This is a genomic window from Nonomuraea indica, assembly GCF_002850745.1.
GTDB lineage: Bacteria > Actinomycetota > Actinomycetes > Streptosporangiales > Streptosporangiaceae > Nonomuraea > Nonomuraea indica.
On record NZ_PJOK01000068.1, the window covers coordinates 116501 to 136125 of the forward strand.

Genomic DNA, 19625 nt, shown 5'->3' on the forward strand with positions numbered 1-19625 from the left:
GTCCGGTCCGAGGACCGCAGTGGATAGGGTTGCGCCATGATCGAATCGAGGCGGTTCGACGCCGCCGTCGAGGTGGGGATCGCCGCGTTCTGCGCGGGCGAGAAGCCCCCGGAGGACGAGGACGTGTGGGAACGGCTGACCGAGGCCGGCGTCGAGCCGTGGCTGGCCGAGCGGCTGCTGATCTTCCTGCCCATGGCGTACACGCGGCGGTTGCTGTCGGACGTCACGTACCCGGACGAGCTCGTGACTCCCGGCGGGCGGGTGGAACTGTCGGCCGAGCCGGTGTTCGTGGCAGCGTTGGACCGCGCGCAGCGGGCCGGCCGTGACGAGGTCGAGCGGATCGCGATGCGCAGCGCCGAGTTCAACGCGATCAACAACGCGCTGTACGACGGGGCGGAGCTGTCGGACCTGATGCTCGGCGAGACCACGCTGGACGAGGACCTGGAACCGGCCGAGGACGGCGACGGCGGCGTACCCTCGCCGCGAGCCGTGTTCGAGGGATTCCTTCACGCGCACGGCGTACCGCTCGACGGCGGGACGAAAGTCGACGCGGCCATAGTCGTCCACCCCGCCCCGGCCGGCGTGGTGATCGCTCAGATCGACTTCGCCGTGTCGCACCCCGCGCTGGCCGAGCCATGGCTGGTCGAGAGCTTCGCCGGGCACGGCCCCACCTGGCGGGACGCGATCAGCGAGGGGGTGAACCAGTTCAGGATCGGCGCACTGCACCCGATCGTCGACGGCCTCCTGCGCCCCGGCGCGGCGCCCGACCACGTCGAGCGGGAGCGCTACGACCACCCGAGCGGCGCGTTCGAACTGGTGCTGGGCTCCCAGATCAACCGGTTCGCCAAGGGGCCGGTGCCGTCTGCCGGGCCCCTGCTCGACCGGCTGCTGGAGGCGCTGCGCGCCGAGCCGCTCACACGAAAGGTGCACGGGCTACGCCTGTTCGTCGAGTACCACGACGGCCGGGTGCAGACCAACGAGGTGCTGCTGGACAGCGAACAGTGGCCCGGTGGCGAGGCGGTGGTCGCGGACAGCCAGGCACTGTTGGCCCACGGGTGGGTCGCCGTGCGGATCTTCGGCCTGCTGGTGCCTGTCGACGACGCGTAGCGCCTCGAAACCGCCCCGCTTCCGTTCGAGGACGCGGGCCAGGCGAGCGCCGCCCCGCGCGCTGGGTGCCGCGCCGCCTGCCGGTTCGGGCCTGCTGAGGCGCGCGCCGCCGCCGGACACCCGTCACCAGGCTCGTCGCGGCCCGCGCCGCCACCGGACACCCGTCACCAGGCTCGCCGCGGCCCGCGCGCCGCGGCGGTCGGTCCTGGTGACGGTGCCGGCCGGCCTGCCTCAGGTGAGGCGGCCGACGATGGCCTTCGCCACCTCCTCCGTGTGCTCGGCCAGGTAGAAATGGCCGCCGGTGAAGGTGACCAGCTCGAAGCCGCCGGTCGTGTGCCCCGCCCAGGCCCGTGCGTCGTCCTCGCCGACCCGGGGGTCGGCGTCCCCCACCAGGGCGGTGACCGGGCAGCTGAGCAGGTCGCCCGGCCGCCACGCGTACGCCTCGATCGCCCGGTAGTCGGCGCGCAGCGCGGGCAGGATCATCTGCACCACGTCCGGGTCGTCGAACAGGCGGGCGTCGGTGCCGCTGAGCGTGCGGATCTCGGCCAGCAGCGACTCGTCGTCCTGCCCGCCCGGCACCTCCCGTCGCCGTCTGCTCGGTGCCCGCCGCCCGGAGGCGAACAGCCGTACCACCTCCACCCCGCCGGACTGGAGCCGCAGACACGTCTCGTAGCCGACGCTCGCCCCCATGCTGTGCCCGAACAACGCGACCGGCCTGCCGGCCGCCGCGGCCGTCAGCACGGCGGTGATCTGGTCGGCGAGTGCGTGGACGTCCTCCACGGCCGGCTCGCTGCGGCGTTCCTGGCGGCCGGGGTACTGGACCGCGACCACGTCGAGTGCCGGAGCCAGCAGCGCCGACAGGCCGTGGAAGTAGGTCGCCGAGCCGCCCGCGTGCGGGAACAGGGCCAGCAGCGGCCCCGCGCCGGGCCCCGGGTGGAAACGGCGCAGCCAGAGGTCCAGGTCGGGCGCGGTCATCCGGCCACCACCGGGAGGGAGGCGAGGCCGCGGATGACCATGCCCTCGGTGTGCCGCGGGCCGGGGTCGGCGATGGCGAGGTCCAGCTCGGCCAGCCGCCCGATCACCACCTGGACGGCGAGGCGGGCCAGCGGCGCGCCGAGGCAGAAGTGGATGCCGTGCCCGAAGCCGAGGTGACGCGCCGGCGTCCGGCGAGCCAGGTCCAACCGGTCCGGCTCGTCGTACACGGCCGGGTCGCGGTTGGCCGCGCCCAGCACCAGCAGCATCGACTCGCCCTGCCGGATCGGCGTGTCGCCGATCACCGTGTCGCTGAGTGCCGTCCGCGAGATCACCTGGGCGGGCGCGTCGTACCTGATCAGCTCCTCGACGGCGGCACCGATCCGGTCGGGGTTGGCGCGCAGCCAGGCGAGCTGGCCGGGCTCGCGCAGCAGCGCGAGCATGCCGTTGCCGATGAGGTGCACGGTCAGCGCGTACCCCGCCGAGACCAGCAACGTGCAGGTGGTGACCAGTTCGGTCTCGGTGAGCCGGTCGCCCTCCTGCTCGACCGCGACCAGCTTGCTGACCAGGTCGTCGGCGGGTTCCGCGCGGCGCCGCGCGGCCAGTTCGGTGAAGTACTGGTTGAACTGCTCGCGGGCGCCCTGTCGCTGCGCGACCTGGGCCCGGGTGAGCGCGAAGTCGGGGTCGAGGCCCCGCCCGATCGCCGCCGACCAGCCGCGGAAGCGGTCCATGTTGTCCTCCGGCACGCCCATGAGGTCGCCGAGCAGCAGCGCCGGAAGAGGATGGGCGATGGCGTCCATGAGGTCGAAGGAGGATCCGGCCGAGGCCAGGAGCCGGTCGGTGAGCTCAACGGCGCGCGGGCGCAGCCGTTCGACGACCCGGGTGGTGAACGCCCCGCTCACCAGGGAGCGGAGCCGGGTGTGGTCGGGCGGGTCCATGAAGATGAACTGGCGCACCGGCCTGCCCTCCGGGTCGCGGCCGAAGTGCTCGGCCACCGACTGGCCGTCTCCCCAGCCGATGAGCGGGTCCCGCAGCGCGTCCGAGGCCTCCCGGTGGCCCAGGACGACGACCATGCCGCCCGGCGTTCGCATGACGGGGCCGTTCTCGGCGATCCGCCGGTAGACCGGGTACGGGTCCTCGCGGAACGCCGGGTCGAACGGGTTGAACGGCAGCATCCTGCTGATGGCGTACTGGCCGGGATCGGCCGGGATCGTGGGCGGCGGCTGCTCGGGCAGGTGGGGCGCCTCGACCGGCGTGAGGGCGCCGTAGGCGACCGGCAGGCGCAGGATCACCGTGTGCTTGTTGCTGCGCGCCCACCGGACCGGACCCGCCGTGCTCAGCTCGCCCACCCGCTCCAGCAGCGCTTCCAGGACGAGCCGCAGCTCCAGCCGGCCCAGCCGCTCCCCCATGCAACCGTGGGCGCCGAACCCGAAGGCCAGGTGGGGGTTGTGCTCGCGGCGGATGTCGAAGGTGTGCGGGTCGGCGAAGACCTCCTCGTCCCGGTTGGCGGAGGCCCACCAGAACGTCACCTTCTGCCCGGCCCGGATCCGCATGCCGCCCACCTCCACGTCGCGGGTGGCGGTGCGCCGGTTGTACGGCGTCGGCGACGACCAGCGCAGCATCTCCTCGACCGCGCCCGGGATCAGCGAACGGTCCTCGCGCAGCGCCTTCCACTGGTCGGGGTGTTCGGCCAGGGCCAGCAGGCCGTGGGCGATCGCGTTGCGCGGCGGTTCGGAGCCCGCGCCGAGGATCAGGTTGAAGAACACCTCGCGCTCGTAGCTCGACAGCGGCCGTTCGCTCTCGGGCAGGTCGCCCGTGGCGACGAGGGAGAGCAGGCCCGGGCCCGGCTCGGCGGCGAGCGCCTTGAGCGCGCCGCTGCCGTACTGGTAGAGGGCGAGCCGCGACATCTGCGAGCGCTCGGTGTCCTCGCCGGCCTCGCGGTCGTCGAAGCCCATGCTCACGTCGGCCCACGCGTGCAGGGCGGGCCAGTCACGACGCGGCACGCCGAGGACCAGCAGCGCCGTCCTGATGGCGAACGGCCCGGCGATGTCCACCATCAGGTCGCCCCTGCCGTCCGCCACGGCCTCGGCGACCAGGTTCGCGGCGATGGCGCGCAGCTCCGGCTCCAGCGAGGCGACCGTCTCACCGTCGACGGAGGGGCTGACCAGGTCTCTGAGCGCCTGGTGGCGGGGGTCGTCCATCATGTTCAGCATGGTCCCGGCGTGGACGCCGGGCGCCAGGTCGTCGATGTGGGTGCCACCGCCGGCCCGGCCGCCTCCGCCCTGAGAGGAGAACGCCGGATCGGCCGCCGCGGCGCGGATGTCCGCGTAGCGGCTCAGCACCCAGAAGCCCTCACCGTCGGCGGTCGTGCCCGGCGGGTGGAAGAAGACCGGCGCCTCCGTGCGCAGGCGGGTGAAGACGTGGTGCGGGAACCCGTCGCCGAACCGGCTCTGGTCGGAGAGGTCGAACCCGTCGAGTACGGGAGGAAGCTCTTGCTGTCCGGTCATGACTGTCCCTTCACGTGGTGCGAGGCGCCTGCTGCCAGCCGCTCCAGCGCGGCGGCGGCGTGCGGAAGTACGGAGGCGGGGCCGCTCGCGCCGACGAAGCCGTCCGGGCGGAGCAGCACGAACGCGTCGGCGCCGCCCGCCCGGTGCCGGTGGACGACCAGGTCGGGCAGCCGGTCGGCCAGCGCCGCCCCCTGGCTGCCGGCCGCCCCTGTGGTGATGAGCTGGAAGCGGTCGCGAGCGTCGGGTTCGAGCCGCCACTTCGGCCGGCGGGTGCCCGGCCGGGGCAGCCCCGGCGGCGTCCTGCCCGCCGCCGGGAACAGGGTGTCCGGGTAGGTGATCAGCCAGCCCGACAGCAGCGGCGGCATCCGGCGGCCGAGCACGCCGGTGCGGTGCATGAGGGTCATGGCCAGGTCACGGATGCGGTGCGCGACCGGGCTGAGCACCGCCTGCCTGGCCATCCGGCCGGTGGCTCGTACGGTCTGCTCGGCGGCGGCGCGGCGCTCGACGTCGTAGCTGTCCAGGATCTGCGGCGCGTACCTGCCGTCGAGGACGCCGGCCAGCTTCCACGCCAGATTCCGCGCGTCGGCGAACCCCAGGTTGAGCCCCTGCCCGCCGACCACGGAGTGCACGTGTGCCGCGTCGCCGGCCAGGAAGCAGCGGCCGGCCCGCAGCGGCGAGGCGATCCGCTCGTGGCTGGTGAACAGCGTGTTCATGGTCAGGTCGGTGAGCCGCAGGCCGCCCGGCCCGCGCTCGTCCAGCAGGCGCTGCCCCGTCTCGCCGGTGAGCTCGGTGCCCTCGGGCACGGCACCCGAGATCCGTACCCGGCCTCCGGGCAGCGGCGCCACGAGCACCACCCCGGCACGGCCGAGGTAGTAGTTCACCGCTCGCGTGTCGTAGTCGCCCTCCATCCGGCCTTCCGCCAGGAGGAAGGTGATCGGCAGGGGCGCCCCGGTGAAGTCCGCGCCGATCAGGTCCCGTACGGTGCTGCGGAAGCCGTCGGCCGCGATCAGCCACTCCGTCTCCATCGTCACTTCGCGGCCGTCCGCCTCCCGGGCGGTCACGGTGACCGAGTTCTGGTCCTGGGTCAGGCCCACCACCCGCAGGCCGCGCCGTACGTCGCCGCCGAGCCTGCGCAGCTCGTCCTGCAGCAGTTCGGTGGTGTCCTGCTGCGGCAGGATGAGCGGCGCCATGGTGGGGGCGAGCGGCAGCCTGAGCGTGGTGCCGCCGACGTGGTAGCTCAGCGCGTCGACCGCGACGCCGCGCTTGCGTGCCTCCTCCAGGATGCCGAGGTCGCGGTAGCTCTCCAGGGAAGGCGGCCACAGCAGGATGGCGCGGGATCCGGCTCCGGGTTCGGGAGCCGCGTCCACGATGTCGGCCGGCACACCACGGCGGCGCAGTTCGCACGCCGCCATCAGTCCGACTGGCCCGGCTCCGACGATCAGGACTTTGACGCGTTGGTTCATCGGTCGTGCTCCTTCAGGATCTGCTCCAGGTGCTGGGCGAGCCGGCGAGGTGTGGGGTGTTCGAAGACGAGGTCGGCGGGCAGGGCGCGGTCCACGGTCCGGCCGAGGGCGTTGCGCAGTTGCAGGCCGGTCAGTGAGTCGAAGCCGATGTCGGTGAAGCGGCTGTCGGCGTCGATGTCGGCGGGATGGTCGTGGCCGAGGACGGAGGCGGCGTGGCCGCAGACCAGGGTGATCAGGCTCTCCTGGTCGAGGGCGCCGGACTGCGCGGGCGGGTCGTCCGGGACGGCGGAGCCGCGCGGCCCGGCCTCGTCCAGATCGGCGATCAGGGGCCGGTGGCGGTCCCCGGCGTAGGCGGAGGCGAACCGGGGCCAGTCGAGATCGACGATGGCGGCGGTGCCGCCGGTGCCCGTTGTGGCGGACAGTTCGCGCCGCAGCGCCTGCAGGGCGGGACCGGGCCGCATCCTCGCCACCCCCTGGTTCTCCAGGCGCGTGCCCAGCTCGCCGTTGCCGCGTTCGAGCCAGGGCCCCCAGGCCACCACCGTGGCGGGAGCGTGGCGGGCGCGCCGATGCCGGGCCAGCGCCTCGATCTCCGCGCCGGCCGCGGCATACGCCGCCTGGCCGACGCCGCCGAACGTGGCCGCGATCGTGGAGAACAGCACCAGGTCCGTCTCCGTGGCCTCGCTCAGCGCCCTGGCCTCGACCGCGTTGGCGACCAGGACGCGTTCCAGCCGGTCGAGGGTGAGCCCGGCCAGGGTGCTCTCCTCCAGGTGGTCGGCCGCGTGCACCACCAGGGACGGCCGGTGCTCGGCGACCAGACGGGCGGGTGCGGCCGGGTCCGACGGGTCGACGACGGCGACGGTGATCCGCTCGCCCAGGTCGGCGACCGGTTCGTCGGCGACCAGGATGACGTGGTCGGCGCCGGTTTCGGCCAGCCAGCCGGCGAGGTGCGGCCCGTACGGGCCGGAGCCGCCGTTGACCAGGACGGTGCCGGCGGCCCGCCACTCCGGGCCGGCGTGCGGCGCGCGGCTCAGGCGGGGGGCGAACAGCGTGCCGCCGCGCACCGCCACCTGGTCCTCGCCTCCGGGCGGCTGGGCGAGCGCGCGGGCGAAGGCGGCGCGCGCCCGCGCGTCCAGCCGTTCCGGCACATCGACGAGGCCGCCCCACAGCTCGGGCCGCTCCAGGGCGAGGCTCCGTCCCAGTCCCCAGATCCGGGCGCGCGCCGGCTCCCCGACGCCGCTGCCGTCAGCGGCACCATCAGCGGTGCCGGGAGCGGTGCCGGGAGCGGTGCCGGGAGCGGTGCCGGGAGCGGTGCCGGGAGCGGTGCCGGTGTCGGTGATCGCGTTCTGGGTGACGAGCCACAGGGGGCCGCTGCGCAGGCCGCCGGGCTGGGCGAGCGCCAGCGTGGCGGCCAGGCCCCGGCTCAGCACGGGATGGTCCGGATGCGCGGACTCGTCCAGGGCCAGCAGCGACACCACTCCCGCGTACGCCCCGTGCCGCGCCCGGCTGCTCGTCTCGACCTCGGCACCGTGCTCGGTGAGAGCGGCGACGACGTCCTCGACCAGCCCGTGCCGCTCGTGGGCCGCGGGGACGAGCACCTGCCAGATGCCGGACAGCGCGGGCGTCGCGGCCGCCGCGGGCATCGGCCGCCAGTGCAGCCGGTACCGCCACGAGTCGGCCCCGTGGGCGGCGGGCCTGCGGGGCATGAGCCAGAAGCGCCGTCGCTGGAAGGCGTACGTCGGCAGATCGACCGGCGGCGCGGGAGTCAGGACGGCTCGCCAGTCCACCCGTGCCCCGTGCGCATGGGCCTCCCCGAGCGCCGTCACGAAGCGGCGGAGGTCTCCCGAGTCGCGGCGCAGCGTGCCGATGGCGACGGCGGGCGCGCCGGCCGCCTCCGCCGTCGCCGCCACACCCGCCGCCAGCACGGGGTGCGGACCGGGCTCCACGAACAGGGTGGCGCCGTCGGCGAGCAGAGCCCGGACCGTGTCGGCGAAGCGGACCCGCTCGCGCAGGTTCCGGCCCCAGTAGGCGGCGTCGAGCTCGCGGCCGTCGAGCGGCCCGCCCGTGATGGAGGAGTAGAACGGGATCCGCGCCGTCTCTGGTGCCAGTCCGGCGAGTTCGGCGACCAGCAGGTCACGGGCGGGCTCCACGTACGGGGAGTGGGCCGCGTAGCCGACCTCGACCCGGCTGGCCCGCACCCCGGCGGCCGCGCAGTGGGCCAGCACCTCCGCCAGCGGCCCGGCCTCTCCCGCCACCGTCGTGTAGCGCGGCCCGGTGTCGGCGGCGACCGTCACCCGGTCGCCCCAGCGCCGTTCGACCTCGTCGGCGGGCAGCGTGATCGCCAGCAGTCCTCCCGCGACGTCGGCCTCGGCCATCAGCCGGGCGCGCAGCGCGACCACGCGGGCGCCGTCGTCCAGGGACAGCGCGCCGGCGACGGTCGCGGCGGCGATCTCTCCCTGCGAGTGTCCTGCCACGGCGTCGGGGATCACTCCCGCCGCCCGCCACAGCTCGGCGAGCGCCACCATCGTCGCCCACAGCGCGGGCTGGGCCACGTCGTCGCGGCGCAGGTCAGGGGCGTCCAGGCGGCCGTCGAGCACCTCGGTCAGCGACCAGTCGACGTACGGGGCCAGCGCGTCGGCGCAGCGGCCGATCGTCTCGGCGAACACCGGCGACGAGCTCAGCAGCTGCCTGCCCATCCCCGCCCATTGCCCGCCCTGCCCGGAGAACACGAACGCGACCTGGGCTCCCGGGCGTGCCGCTCCCCGCACGAGCCCGGGGGCCGACTGCCCGGCGGCCAGCGCGTCGAGGCCCCGGGCGAAGTCGGCGGGCTCCGCGCCGACGAGCACGGCACGGTGGTCGAGCGCGGCCCGCGTGGTCGCCAGCGACCAGGCGACCCGGCTCAGGTGGGCGGGCTCACCGTGCTCGGCGGCCGTGGCGTAGGGGCGCAGGCGGGCGGCCTGGGCGCGCAGGGCGGCTTCGGACCTGGCCGACAACAGCCAGGCGACCGCCGCTCCCCCGGCGACCCCCGGCCCGGGCCGGGGTTCCGTCCGCGGCTCCGGCGGTGGCGCGGCTTCCAGGATGACGTGGGCGTTGGTGCCGCTCACGCCGAACGCCGAGACGCCCGCCCGGCGCGGCTGCCCCGTGTCGGGCCACGGCTGAGCCTCGGTGAGCAGCGCGACGCGTCCGCCTGACCAGTCGACCCGGGGCGTCGGCTCGTCCACGTGCAGGGTGGCGGGCAGCACGCCGTGCCGCATCGCCTGCACCATCTTGATCACCCCGGCCACTCCGGCGGCGGCCGCGGCGTGCCCCAGGTTGGACTTGACCGACCCCAGCCACAGCGGCCGGTCCCGGTCCTGGCCGTAGGTCGCGAGCAGCGCCTGCGCCTCGATCGGGTCGCCGAGCACGGTCGCCGTGCCGTGGGCCTCGACGGCGTCGACCTGGGAGGGCGTCAGCTCCGAGGAGGCGAGCGCAGCGCGGATCACCCGCTCCTGCGCGAGGCCGCTCGGCGCAGTGAGACCGTTGGAGGCGCCGTCCTGGTTCAGCGCGCTGCCCCGGATCACGGCGAGGATCTCGTGCCCGTTGCGGCGGGCGTCGGAGAGCCGTTCGAGCAGCAGCAGGCCCACCCCTTCGGCCCAGCCGGTGCCGTCGGCGGAGGCGGCGAAGGACCGGCAGCGGCCGTCCGGCGACAGCCCGCGCTGCCTGCTGAACTCCACGAACCCCGTGGGGGTCGACAACACCGACACGCCGCCGGCCACGGCCAGCGAGCACTCCCCCTGCCGCAGCGACTGCGCGGCGAGGTGCAACGCCACCAGCGAGGAGGAGCAGGCGGTGTCGACGGTGAGCGCGGGCCCCTCCCACCCCAGGCTGTACGCCAGCCGGCCCGACAGCACGCTCGCGGCCACACCGGTCAGCAGGTAGCCCTCCAGCCCGTCGGGGACGGGGTCGAGCAGCGCGGCGTAGTCCTGGTTGTTGGTGCCGACGAACACCCCGGTCCGGCTGCCGCGCGTCGACTCCGGATCGAGGCGGCCACGTTCGAGCAGTTCCCAGGTCGTCTCCAGCAGCAGCCGCTGCTGCGGGTCCATGGCCAGGGCCTCGCGCGGGGAGATCCCGAAGAAGGCCGCGTCGAAGCCCCCCGCGTCGTCGAGGAACCCGCCCCGCAGGACGTACGTGGTGCCGGGATGGTCGGGGTCGGGGTGGTACAGGGACTCCAGGTCCCAGCCCCGGTCGGCGGGGAACGCCCCGATCGCGTCCACCCGCCCGGTCACGAGCTCCCACAGGTCCTCCGGGCTGCGCACGCCTCCGGGGTACCGGCAGCTCGCCGCGATGATCGCGATCGGTTCGCGGTGCCTTTCCTCGGCCTCACGGAGCCTGCGGCGGGTCTCGTGCAGCTCCAGCGTGGCCCTTCTGAGGTAGTCACGCAGCTTGTCCTCGGTCGACTCTCCGGTCGGCGCGGCGCCAGCGGTCAACGGATCTCACCCTTCCAGCTCGGCGTCGAGGAAGTCGAACAGTTCGTCGTCGCTGGCCACGCGCAGCCGTTCCGCCACGGCCTCCGCCGCCGGGGCGGGCGGTTCGTGGCGGGCGGTCAGCTCGCCGAGCAACGCCTGCAACCGGGCGGCGGCCCGCTCCGCCGTGGGGTCGCCCGGCGGGATCGCGGCCATCGCCGCGGCCATGCCCGCCAGCGCGTCGTCCAGGGACGGGCGGGCGGCCTCGTCCAGGCGGGCGCCCAGGTGCGCCGCCAGGTCCTCGGCGGTCGGGTGGTCGAAGACGAGGGTGGGGGGCAGGTCCAGCCCGGTGGCGGCGCCTAGCCGGTTGCGCAGGTTCACGGCGGCGAGGGAGTCGAGGCCCAGCTCGCGTAACTGGCGGCCGGGTTCGACCGCGTCCGCGCCGTCGTGGCCGAGAACGGCCGCGATCTCGGCGCGTACGGCCCGCAGCAGCAGGCGGCGCCGTTCGGCGTCGGTGAGCCCGGCGAGCCTGCGCGGCAGCTCGGCGTTCCCGGCTTCGGCGAGCCGGCTTTCGGCGGCGGCGCGCAGGACGCCGGCCACCTCGGGCAGGTCTTCCACGAACGGCCGTCGGCGAAGCGCGGTGAAGGCGGGCACGAACCGTTCCCAGTCCACGTCGGCCAGCACGAGGGCGGGGCGGTCCTCCTCCAGCGCTTGACCGAGCGCGGCCAGTGCGAGGGGCGGCGGCATCGGCGGCACGCCGCGGCGGCGCAGTTGCTCGCGGCGTTCGGCCTCGGCCGCCGGGTCGCCGAGATCGACCTCGGCCCACAGCCCCCACGCCACGGCGGTGGCGGGCAGGCCGCGGGCGCGGCGGTGCCCGGCCAGCGCGTCGAGGTGGGCGTTCGCGGCGGCGTAGGCGGCCTGCCCGGCACTGCCCCACACTCCGGCGATCGAGGAGAACAGCACGAAGGCGTCCAGCTCGTGGCCGGCGAGGAGTTCGTGCAGATGAGTGGCGCCGAGCGCCTTGGCGCCGAGCACCGCGTCCAGCTCGGCCGAGGAGGTGCCGGCCAGCGGGGCCGCGTTCAGCGCGCCCGCCGTGTGGAAGACGGCGGTCGGCGGATGCTCGGCGAGCAGGGCGGCCAGCGCGGCGCGATCGGTGAGGTCGCAGTCGGCGACGGTCACCCGGGCGCCGCCGAAGGCGGCGGCGTCGAGGTCGCCGTCCCCCGGGCGTTCGGGGACGAGGACCAGGTGCTCGGCGCCCAGGCCGGCGAGCCAGCGGGCCACGTGGGCGCCGAAGCCGCCGGTTCCTCCGGTGACGAGGACGGTGCCGCGGGCGCGGAAGCCCGGCCCGGGGGCCGGGGCCGGCAGCCTGGCCAGGCGGCGGGCCAGCAGGCCGCTGGGCCGCACGGCGAGCTGGTCCTCGCCGCCCGTGCCCGCGAGGGCGCGCGCCAGGTGGGTGGCGGCGCGGGCGTCGAGAGTGGCGGGCAGGTCGACCAGGCCGCCCCACAGACGCGGGAGTTCCAGCGCCACGGTGCGGCCCAGCCCCCACACCTGCGCCTGGCCCGGCTCGTCGGGCCCGTCGGACGCGCCGGTGCGCACGGCGCCGCGCGTCACCAGCCACAGCGGGACGTCGGCCCCGTCCAGCTTCTGGACCAGCGCCAGCGTGGCGGCGAGGCCGGCGGAGACGGCGGGGTGGCCGGGCACGGGCACGTCGTCGAGCGCGAGCAGCGACACCACTCCGGCGAGCCCGCCGGGGAGGCTGAGCCGCGGGCCGTGGGTGACGGTCACCACCTCGGCGCCCGCCTCGGCCAGGGCGGCGGCGCAGAACGCGGCGCTCGCGCCCGCGGCGGGCGTCTCGGGGACGACCAGGAGCCAGGTGCCGGACAGCCCGGACGCCTCGGCCGCGACGGGCGTCCACGTGACTTCGTAGCGCCAGGACGTCGTCGCGTTCCGCTCGCCCCGGCGGGCGTGCCAGGCGGTCAGCGCGGGCAGCACCGCGTCCAGCGGGCCGGGGTCGGCCACGCCGAGCGTCCGGGCGACCTGGCCGGCGTCCGCGCTCGCCACCGCCTGCCAGAACGCCGCCTCCGCCGGGTCGGTCCCGACGGCCGTCGCGGGCTCGGGCTCGGGCTCCAGCCAGTACCGCCTGCCCTGGAACGCGTACGTGGGCAGCTCGACCCTCGTGGCCGGACGGCCGTCGTAGGCGGCCCGCCAGTCGACGGCCACCCCGTTGGTGTACGCCTCGCCCAGCGCGGTCAGGAAGCGGTCCAGGCCGCCGTCGTCACGTCGCAGCGTCGCCGCCACGGTGAGGGCGAGCCCCGCCTGCTCGCCGCTCTCCTGAATGCCCGCGGCCAGCACGGGATGCGGGCCGACCTCCACGAACATCCGGTGTCCCCGGTCGAGAAGCGCGCCGGTGGCCTCGGCGAACAGGACGGGCTGCCTGAGATTGCGGTACCAGTACTCCGCGTCCAGCGACGCGTCCTCCACCCACTGCCCCGTCACCGTGGACAGGAACGGCACGGCGGGCGGGCGGGGCGCGATCCCCGCCAGCGTCGCGCGCAGGTCGTCGCGGATCGGCTCGACCCCGGGCGAGTGGGAGGCGTAGTCGACGGGCAGCCGCCGGGCGCGGATCCCCTCGGCCTCGCACCGGGCGACCAGGGCGTCGAGGGCGGCGTGGTCGCCCGCGACCACCACCGACGACGGGGCGTTGACCGCCGCGACGGTGAGTCCGGTGCCGTCGAGGTCGAGCCGATCCGGCGGCGCCTGCACCGACGCCATCCCGCCGGTGCCCGCGAGGGCGCGCAGCGCGCGGCTGCGCAGCGCGACCACCCGTGCCCCGTCGGCCAGGGAGAGGGCGCCCGCCACGCAGGCGGCGGCGATCTCCCCTTGGGAGTGGCCGACGACGGCGGCGGGCCGCACGCCGTACGCGCGCCACAGCTCCGCCAGGGCGACCATCATGGACCACAGCGCGGGCTGGACCACGTCCACCCGCTCCAGGTCGCCCTTCCCGCGCAGCACGTCCTCGAGGGACAGGTCCAGGTACGGGGCGAGCGCCTGCGCGCACTCGGCGATCCGCGCGGCGAACACCGGCGAGGAGTCGAGCAGCGCGGCCCCCATGCCGAGCCACTGCGGTCCCTGGCCGGGGAAGACGAACACCGCCTCGCTGCCGGCGCCGGCGGATCCCCGCACGACTCCGGCCGCGGGCTCGCCGGCGGCGAGCGCGCGGAGGCCTCGGGTGAAGGCGGGCACGTCGGCGCCCACCAGCACCGCGCGCCGTTCGAGCCCGGCTCGGGTGGTGGCGAGGGCCAGGCCGAGACCGGCGAGATCCGGCTCCGGGTCGCGTTCCAGGCGGGTCAGCAGGCGGCGGGCCTGCTCGCGGAGCGCGGGCTCGCTCGCCGCCGACACCACCCACGGCAGCGGCCCGGGTTCGCGGCCCGCCGCACGCTCGACCTCGGGTTCGCGGCCCGCCGCACGCTCGACCTCGGGTTCGCGGCCCGCCGCACGCTCGACCTCGGGTTCGCGGCCCGCCGCAGGCTGCGGCTCGGGTTCCCGGCGCGCGGGGGGCTCGGGTTCGGGGCTCGCCGGGGGCGCGGGTTCGGCGGGGACCGCTTGGAGGATGACGTGGGCGTTGGTGCCGCTGATCCCGAACGACGACACCGCGGCCCGCCTGGGCCGGTCGGTCGCCGGCCAGGGCCGCTGTTCGGTCAGCAGCTCCACGGCGCCGGACGACCAGTCCACGTGCGGAGTCGGCTCGTCGACGTGCAACGTCCGCGGGAGCGTGCCGTGCCGCATGGCCTGCACCATCTTGATCACGCCGGCGACCCCGGCCGCCGCCTGCGTGTGCCCGATGTTCGACTTGACCGACCCGAGCCACAGCGGCCGGTCACGATCGCCGTACGTGGCGATCAGCGCCTGGGCCTCGACGGGGTCGCCGAGCGCGGTGCCGGTGCCGTGCGCCTCGACGGCGTCCACGTCGCCGGGGGCGAGGCGCGCGTCGGCGAGCGCGCGCTGGATGACCCGCTGCTGCGAGGGGCCGTTGGGGGCGGTGAGCCCGTTGGACGCGCCGTCCTGGTTGACGGCGCTGCCGCGCAGCACGGCCAGCACGTGGTGGCCGTTGCGGCGGGCGTCGGACAGCCGCTCCAGCAGCACCAGGCCCACGCCTTCCGCCCAGCCGGTGCCGTCGGCGGAGGCGGCGAACGACTTGCACCGGCCGTCCGGCGCCAGCCCGCGCTGGCGGCTGAACTCCACGAAGGTCCCCGGCGTCGCCATCACCGTGACGCCGCCCGCCAGCGCCATCGAACACTCTCCGCGCCGCAGCGCCTGTGCCGCCAGGTGCATCGCCACCAGCGACGACGAACACGCCGTGTCCACCGTGACGGCCGGGCCCTCCAGCCCGAACGCGTAGGCGAGGCGGCCGGAGACGACGCTGCCGGCCGTACCGGTGCCGACGTAGCCCTCCAGGTCGGTGGGGACGGACGGCAGCAGCGTGACGTAGTCGTGGTACATCACGCCGACGAAGACGCCGGTGTCGCTGCCCGACATCGAGGTGGGGTCCAGCCCGGCGCGCTCGAACGTCTCCCAGCCGACCTCCAGCAGCAGCCGCTGCTGCGGATCCATCGCCAGCGCCTCGCGCGGGCCGATGCCGAACAGGTCGGCGTCGAACCGGTCGGCGTCGTACAGGAAGCCGCCCTCACGGGTGTAGCTGGTGCCGGGACGGTCGGGGTCGGGGTCGTACAGGGCGGAGAGGTTCCAGCCCCGGTCGGTGGGGAACGGCGAGATCGCGTCGCCGCCTGCCGCGACCAGCTCCCACAGGTCCTCCGGCGAGCGCACGCCGCCCGGGTAGCGGCAGGCCATCGCCACGATCGCGATCGGCTCGTCCGCGCTCGGCCGGTCCACGACGACGGGAGCGGGCGCGGCCGGCGTGTCGAGGATCTCCCGCAGCAGGAACCCGGCCAGCGTCGCCGGCGTCGGATGGTCGAAGACGAGGGTGGCGGGCAGGCGGGCGCCGGTGCGGGCGGCGAGGGCGTTGCGCAGCTCGACGGCGGTGAGCGAGTCCAGGCCGAGCTCGGCGAAGGTCGCGGCGGGCGGTACGGCCTCCGGGCCGCGATGCCCCAGGACCGCCGCCACCTCGGCCCGCACCGCCTCCAGGGCGGCTCGCTCCCGTTCCTGCCCGGACAGCCCGGCCAGCCGGCGTGCCAGGTGCGTGCCCGCCGGCTCCGCTGGGCGCCGGCGGGTGCGGACCAGGCGGCGCAGCAGATGCGGCGGCTCGCCGGAGCGCGCGATCGTCGTCAGGTCCAGGCGGGCGGGCACCAGGACGGCGTGGCCGTACCGGCCGGCCGCGTCGAACAGGGCCAGCCCGGCCCCGGGCGTCAGCGCGGCGGTCCCCTGCCTGGCGGTGACCGCCATGCCGGCTTCCACGTCCCACAGGCCCCAGGCGAGCGAGATCGCCGGCAGCCCGCGGGCCCGGCGGCGCTGCGCGAGCGCGTCCAGCACGGCGTTGGCGGCGGCGTAGTTGGCCTGGCCGGGCGTCCCGAACGTGGCGGCGGCCGACGAGAACAGCACGAACGCCACCGGGCCCCGGGTGAGCTCGTGCAGGTGCAGCGCCGCGTCGGCCTTCGGGCGGAGCACGGCGGCGAGCCGGTCGGGCGTGAGGGACTCCAGCACGCCGTCGTCGAGCACGCCCGCCGCGTGCACCACAGCGGTCAGCGGGTGCTCGGGGTCGACGGCGCCGATCAGGGCGGCGACCTGGTCACGGTGGGACAGGTCGCACGCCGCGAACTCGACGCGCGCTCCCAGCCTCTCCAGCTCGGCCCGCAGCGCGGGGGCCGTGGGGGCGTCCGCGCCGCTCCGGCTGGCCAGCAGCAGCCTGCGCACGCCGCGCTCGGACACCAGGTGCCGGGCGAGCAGCCCGCCCAGCGCCCCGGTCGCGCCGGTGATCAGTACGGTCCCTTCCGGGTCGTACGCCGTGGGCGGTTCGTCCCGCATGCTCGCGCGGGCCAGGCGCGGCGCCAGCATCGTGCCGCCGCGCAGCGCCAGTTGCGGTTCGCCGGTGGCGAGCGCCCTGCGCAGGCTGTCCGGGGCCTGCGCCGGCTCGTCGAGGTCGACGAGCACGAACCGGCCAGGGTGCTCGGACTGCGCGGAGCGAACCAGGCCCCATGCCGCTGCGCCGGCCAGGTCGTCGACGTCCTCCTCCGGTCGTGACGCCATGGCCCCCCGGGTCAGGACGACGAGGCGGGCGCCGGGGAACCGGTCGTCGGCCAGCCAGCCGCGTGCCAGGGCCAGCGCGCGCTCGGCCGTCGCGTGCACGGCGGCCACGTCGTCGTCCGGCCGCCCTGCCCGGCCGGGGTCGTTCGCCGCGGTGAGCGGGACCAGGACGTACTGCGGCGCCTGCGCGCCGGTGGGCAGAGCGGCCAGGTCGGGGTACGACGGCGCGGCGATCCCCTCGTACGGCTCGCCGAGGACGGCGATGCGGGCCTGGGGCACGACGTCGGGTGCCTGGACCTCGGCCCAGTCCACGGTGTACATGTCGGCGTCCGGCCGCTCGGCGGGGAGCGGGCGGAAGGCGATCGTGTCCATGGTGGCGACCGTGCGGCCGGTGGCGTCGGCCAGGGTCAGGGCCAGCGAGTCCGGGGTGAGCGGCGTCAGGCGGGCTCGCGCCGCCGTCACGCCGGGTACGTGCACGCGGAGGCCGGTCATGACGAACGGGATCCGCGCCGCGTCCGTGCCGGAGAGCACACCCAGGCCGGCGGCGTGCAGCGCCGCGTCCAGCAGCGCCGGGTGGACGGCGTAGCGTTCGGCGCCCGCCTGTTGCGGCTCGGGCAGCGCGACGTCGGCGTACACGCGGCCGCCGTGCCGCCAGGCGGCTCGCAGGCCCTGGAAGGCCGGGCCGTAGTCGAGCCCGGCCGCGGACATGGCGGTGTACAGCGCGTCGACGTCGGCGGGGTCGCCGTCGGGCGGTCCGCTCGCCAGGCCGGGGTCGGTGCCGTCCTCGGGTGGCGAGGTGCCGGCGTCGGCGGTGAGCGTGGCCACGGCGTGACGGGTCCAGGGCTGGTCGGTGCCCGGTCGGGCGTGGATGGTGAGCCGGTGCCCGTCGGCGTCCACCGAGATCTGGACGGTGACCTCGCCGCCTTCCGGGATGACGAGCGGGGCCTGGAGGGAGAGCTCGCCGATCTGGTCGCGGCCGGCGTGGGCGGCGGCGTGCAGGGCCAGCTCGGCGAAGACGGCGGCGGGGATCACGAGCGCGCCCGCCACGACGTGGTCGGCCAGCCACGGATGGGATCGTGTGGACAGCCGGCCGGTGATGACGGTCCCGCCGTCCTGGGCGAGGGGGACGGTGGCGCCGAGCAGGGGATGCCCGGCCGGGGCCAGGCCGAGGCCGGCGGCGTCGGTGCCGGGGGTGGGGGCCAGCCAGTAGCGGCTGCGCTGGAACGGATAGGTGGGCAGGTCGGCCAGGCTGCCGGTGAGCATGGTGCGCCAGCCGACCTGCGCTCCGCGCGTGTGGGCGGCCGCCAGGGCGGTGAGGAGTGCGCGCGGCTCGTCCTTGTCGCGTCGCAGCAGCGGGACGACGTCGCGGTCGGCGGCCATCGCGGTCAGCGTGGCATCCGGGCCTACCTCCAGCAGGACCGGCACGTCGTGCAGCCAGTCCAGCGCCTGGCCGAACCGGACCGGCTCTCGCACCTGCCGCACCCAGTAACCCGCCGTGGCGACCTCCGGAGTCGGCTGCCCGGTCAACGTCGCCACGACCGGGATGGACGGCGCATGGAACGTCACCCCCCGCGCCCCCTCCGCGAACCCCTCCAACATCGGCTCCATCCGCGCCGAATGAAACGCATGACTGCCCCGCACCCGCCGCCCCCGCCGCCCCCACCCGGCCACCACGGCCTCGACCCGCGCCACCTCCCCCACATCCCCCGACACCCCCACCGAACCCGGCGCGTTCACCGCGGCGATCTCCCCCCCCGCCGACAACAACGGCGCCACCTCCGCCTCACCGGCGGACAAAGCCGACATCGCGCCGCCCGCAGGCAACGCCTGCATCAACCGAGCCCGCGCCCCCACCAGAGCGCACGCGTCATCCAACGACAACACCCCGGCCACATGCGCCGCGGCCAACTCACCGACCGAATGCCCCAACACGAAGTCCGGCCGCACCCCCCACGACTCCACCAACCGGAACAACGCCACCTGCACCGCGAACAACCCCGACTGCGCGAACAACGTCCGATCAAGAGCCTCCGAACCCGCCGCGATCACCCCACGCAACGACGGCTCCAACCGCGCACACACCTCATCAAAAGCCGCCGCGAACACCGGATACCGCTCAGCCAACCCGAGCCCCATCCCGACCCGCTGCGACCCCTGACCCGAGAACAGGAACGCCACCTTCCCGGGGCTGACGGGGCCGGGGTCGCTGATCCGGGTCAGCTCGGCGAGCAGTTCGTCGCGGTGGCCGGCGACGATCGCGGCGCGATGGGCGAGCACGGGGCGGTTGGCGTACGACCATGCCACGTCCCGCAGCGGCACGTCCGGATTCCGGTCCAGGAATGCCGCGAGCTCGGCCGCCTGGGTCTGCAGGGCGTCCGCGCTGCGGGCCGACAGGAGAACGGGCACGATCCCCGGCTCGGTTTCGGTGGTGGGAGTCTCGGGCGGTGTGGGGGGTTCTTCGAGGATGACGTGGGCGTTGGTGCCGCTGATCCCGAACGACGACACCCCCGCCCGCCGCGGCCGATCACCCGCCGGCCAGGGCCGCTGCTCCGTCAGCAACTCCACCGCACCCGACGACCAGTCCACATGCGACGACGGCGCATCCACATGCAACGTCCGCGGGAGCGTGCCGTGCCGCATCGCCTGCACCATCTTGATCACACCCGCCACACCCGCAGCCGCCTGCGTGTGACCGATGTTCGACTTCACCGACCCCAACCACAACGGCCGCTCCCGCCCCCGGCCGTAGGCGGCGATCAACGCCTGCGCCTCGATCGGATCCCCCAGCGCCGTGCCCGTGCCGTGCGCCTCGACCGCGTCCACATCACCGGCGGACAACCCCGCACCGGCCAGCGCCTGAGCGATCACCCGCTCCTGCGCAGGACCGTTCGGCGCCGTCAACCCGTTCGACGCACCATCCTGATTCACCGCACTCCCGC

General features: G+C 75.6%; 6 protein-coding genes. 1 reads left to right on the forward strand and 5 read right to left on the reverse strand.

The window, feature by feature from the left end; all coding sequences use genetic code 11:
* The first annotated feature begins 36 nt into the window (after nt 1-36).
* Nucleotides 37-1107 carry a DUF6348 family protein gene (locus CXR44_RS37775; protein WP_101790963.1) on the forward strand — a complete coding sequence of 357 codons (1071 nt, stop codon included), beginning with the start codon at nt 37-39 and terminating at the stop codon, nt 1105-1107.
* Between the two features lie 231 nt (nt 1108-1338).
* Here the strand turns inward: CXR44_RS37775 and CXR44_RS37780 are convergent, their stop codons facing one another.
* The 5 genes from CXR44_RS37780 to CXR44_RS37805 form a co-directional block, all read right to left on the reverse strand.
* A complete protein-coding gene (locus tag CXR44_RS37780; protein ID WP_101790964.1) occupies nt 1339-2082 on the reverse strand; it encodes a thioesterase II family protein in 744 nt (247 codons plus the stop codon).
* Complete coding sequence (locus CXR44_RS41480; protein WP_245899936.1) at nt 2079-4586, reverse strand: cytochrome P450; 2508 nt, start codon at nt 4584-4586, stop codon at nt 2079-2081. The genes CXR44_RS37780 and CXR44_RS41480 overlap by 4 nt, the downstream gene beginning before the upstream one ends.
* The gene (locus CXR44_RS37795; protein WP_101790965.1) at nt 4583-6049 is read right to left on the reverse strand and encodes an FAD-dependent oxidoreductase; all 1467 of its coding nucleotides are present in this window, start codon (nt 6047-6049) and stop codon (nt 4583-4585) included. Before CXR44_RS37795 ends, CXR44_RS41480 begins: the two co-directional genes overlap by 4 nt.
* Nucleotides 6046-10512 (reverse strand): type I polyketide synthase, encoded by a 4467-nt coding sequence (locus CXR44_RS37800; protein ID WP_101790966.1) that lies wholly within the window; start codon nt 10510-10512, stop codon nt 6046-6048. The genes CXR44_RS37795 and CXR44_RS37800 overlap by 4 nt, the downstream gene beginning before the upstream one ends.
* Nucleotides 10513-10518: 6 nt before the next feature.
* Nucleotides 10519-19625 (reverse strand): type I polyketide synthase (locus tag CXR44_RS37805; RefSeq protein WP_144070231.1); only part of this gene is annotated, 9107 nt, incomplete at its 5' end.